This window comes from Okeania sp. (genome assembly GCF_983059655.1).
In genome coordinates this window covers 2,933-5,807 of the sequence record NZ_CEZPJD010000510.1, presented here as the reverse complement: position 1 = coordinate 5,807, position 2,875 = coordinate 2,933, and the positions used below count along the sequence as shown (strand labels likewise).

The 2,875-nt window shown below is 39.6% G+C and carries 2 protein-coding genes; both read left to right on the top strand.

All coding sequences use genetic code 11. From position 1 onward, the window contains the following. The first annotated feature begins 512 nt into the window (after positions 1–512). Positions 513–1,811: an RNA-guided endonuclease InsQ/TnpB family protein gene (locus AC3DU7_RS23015; RefSeq protein WP_488041625.1), complete on the top strand. Its 1,299-nt coding sequence runs from the start codon at positions 513–515 to the stop codon at positions 1,809–1,811. Next, positions 1,802–2,857: a c-type cytochrome biogenesis protein CcsB gene (gene ccsB / locus AC3DU7_RS23010; protein ID WP_488041624.1), complete on the top strand. Its 1,056-nt coding sequence runs from the start codon at positions 1,802–1,804 to the stop codon at positions 2,855–2,857. Before AC3DU7_RS23015 ends, ccsB begins: the two co-directional genes overlap by 10 nt. Positions 2,858–2,875: the final 18 nt, after the last annotated feature.

The following is a 2,875-nucleotide window of genomic DNA, read 5'->3' as shown; positions in this document are numbered from 1 at the left end:
AACACGATTTCGTAAATTAATTAATTGTTCAATAGTTGTTTGAATTGAATGAAGAGCTGTGGCATCAGAAGATGCTTGCTTTGCTATGTCTAATAAATAAATTGCTTCTGAAAGTTGACAATAAACTTCTTGGCTTCTAGTATTGATTTGGCTGAAGTTGAAATGATACATAGTTCAATACACCTAATGCTCTACAATTCAATCATCTCCTAACTCGTGGAAAACCACATCCTTCAGCTGGTTCATCCTATTGGGTGATTATGATTTAGGATTAAGATTCAATATCGATACTACGCTAAAATATTTGATGTTTTCGCGCACATTGCCAATAGTAGTTAGCTGAATCGCCGAGAAGCCTCACGCCATAATATGCAGATTTGGCCTGAGATGAATCGGTAACAAATTGAATAGGTTCGATGCCCATTAAATTTGTATGCCATCCCAGCAGAAGCTTTCGCCCTAGTTGAAAAATTTGTATGATTATCTTGCAATAACCTCGGAAATTTTCCACTATGCACACTGCCTACCAATATAAATTAAGGCCCAATAAAGAACAAATAGCCACCATAGAATTGTGGTTGGAATTGTTGCGTCGGCAGTATAACTATCGGTTAGGTGAAAGGTTCTCGTGGTGGTCAGAAAACCTTTGTCCAGTTAACGCCTGCCCCTTGGTGATGCCAATTCCTCAACTAAGAGAGCACCCTGATTATTACTCTCAAAAACGAGATTTGGTCAATACCAAAGACAAGTTTCCTGGGTACAAGCTAATTCATTCTCAGGTGTTACAAGATTGCATTAAACGGGTAAAACTTGCCTTTGATAGATGGTTGAAAGCAGACAAAAATGGACATAAATTAGGGAAACCAAGGTTTAAGGGAAAAGGACGTTATCGCAGTTTGACTTATCCTCAAATCAAACTTGACTGTATTGAAGAAAATAAAATTAATTTGCCCAAAATAGGAAAGGTAAAGTTAATTCAGCATCGTCCAATACCAGAAGGGTTGACAATTAAAACTGTAACTATTAGTCGTAAAGCTGATGGTTATTATGTAACTTTATCCCTAGAAGAAAAATCAGTTCCAGCTTTAACAACTGAAGTGGAATCTACATTAGAAAATACTCTGGGAATCGATATGGGGCTAAAGGAATTCTTAGTAACAAGTGAAGGAGAATCTGTCCCAATACCTCAATACTATCGAAAATCTCAGAAGCGATTAAAGACTTTGCAAAAACGTTTATCTCGAAAGAAAAAAGGAAGTAAAAGGAGGCTCAAGGCTGTTAAAGCTGTAGCTAAACAACATAAAAAGGTAGCCGATAAACGTAAAGACTTTCACTTCAAAACAGCTAATGAATTGTTATCAAAAGCTGAAATTATCGCCCATGAAAACTTAAACATTAAAGGGCTAACAAAGACCAGTTTGAGTAAATCAATTAATGATGCTGGATGGGGTCAATTCCTAACTATTTTAACTGTCAAAGCCGGAAATGCTGGACAGAAAACTATAGTAGTGAACCCCAAAAATACTAGCCAGGATTGCTCAAACTGTGGGGAAAAAGTCCCCAAAGAATTGAACATACGAACTCATTCTTGTCCGCATTGCGGTATTGTAATAGACCGCGACTGGAATGCAGCGATAAATATCAAAAATAGGGCGGCAGGGCATTCCGTCCTTAAAACTCGTGGAGCCCGACGGAATACCGGGGCTACGAAACGAGAGAGCTTACACTATAGCGCCAGCTTAGTGTGGGAATATGTCACGATCGAGAATGTCAACAGAAATATATTATTAGAGAAAAATAAATGGATCTAGTCAAACTCCAAAATTCATTGGACAATATCTCGTTTGCCATCTTGTTTGCCACAATGCTCATTTATTGGGTAGGTGCTGCTTTTCCTCGTATCCCCTATCTCTCGGTCTTGGGTTCTACCGGAATTGCAACTGCTAATCTTTGTATTGCAACCCTATTAGGGGCACGTTGGCTAGAAGCTGGCTATTTTCCCATTAGTAATTTGTACGAATCTCTATTTTTCCTGACTTGGGGACTTACTACTATTCACCTCATAGCCGAAAATATGAGTGGAAGTCGCCTGGTGGGAGTTTTTACATCTCCCTTGGCAATGGGTATTACTGCTTTTGCTGCCCTAACTTTGCCCTCTGGTATGCAGTTATCAGAACCCCTTGTGCCTGCTCTAAAATCTAATTGGTTGATGATGCACGTTAGTGTAATGATGGTTAGCTATGCGACTTTGATGGTAGGGTCTTTACTGGCGATCGCTTTTCTAATTGTTACCAGTGGCCAAAAAGTAGAGCTTAGTGGCAGTTCCTTTGGCACTCGTTCTGGAAGAAATAATCATTCTGTGAAGCTCTCAAAAAATTTGCAACTTAAAACAGAGGGAGCTAGCCTGAATGAAATTGAGAATAATCATCAATCTTCTCTTCTATCAATAACAAATGGTCGCAGTCAAACTGCAGTTTTAGAAATGGCCAGGCCGACTCAAGTAGTCGAGACAGAGGAAACTCTTTCTCCTCAACGTTTAAGTATTGCCCAAACTTTAGATAACGTTAGTTATCGCATTATTGGCCTAGGATTTCCCTTGTTGACTATTGGGATTATTGCCGGAGCAGTTTGGGCCAATGAAGCTTGGGGTTCCTATTGGAGTTGGGACCCGAAGGAAACTTGGGCCTTGATTACTTGGTTGGTATTTGCGGCTTATCTCCATGCCCGTATTACTAGAGGATGGCAAGGACGAAGACCTGCTATTTTGGCTGCTACTGGATTTGCTGTAGTTTGGGTATGTTATTTAGGGGTAAATCTTTTGGGTAAAGGTTTACATTCCTATGGGTGGTTTTTTTAGGACTTTAGGGAGTAGGGA

What these genes read in the sequence shown, in the direction of transcription:
- AC3DU7_RS23015 (WP_488041625.1), top strand. Translation starts at nt 513, where the DNA reads ATGCACACTGCCTACCAATATAAATTAAGGCCCAATAAAGAACAAATA.
- ccsB (WP_488041624.1), top strand. Translation starts at nt 1,802, where the DNA reads ATGGATCTAGTCAAACTCCAAAATTCATTGGACAATATCTCGTTTGCC.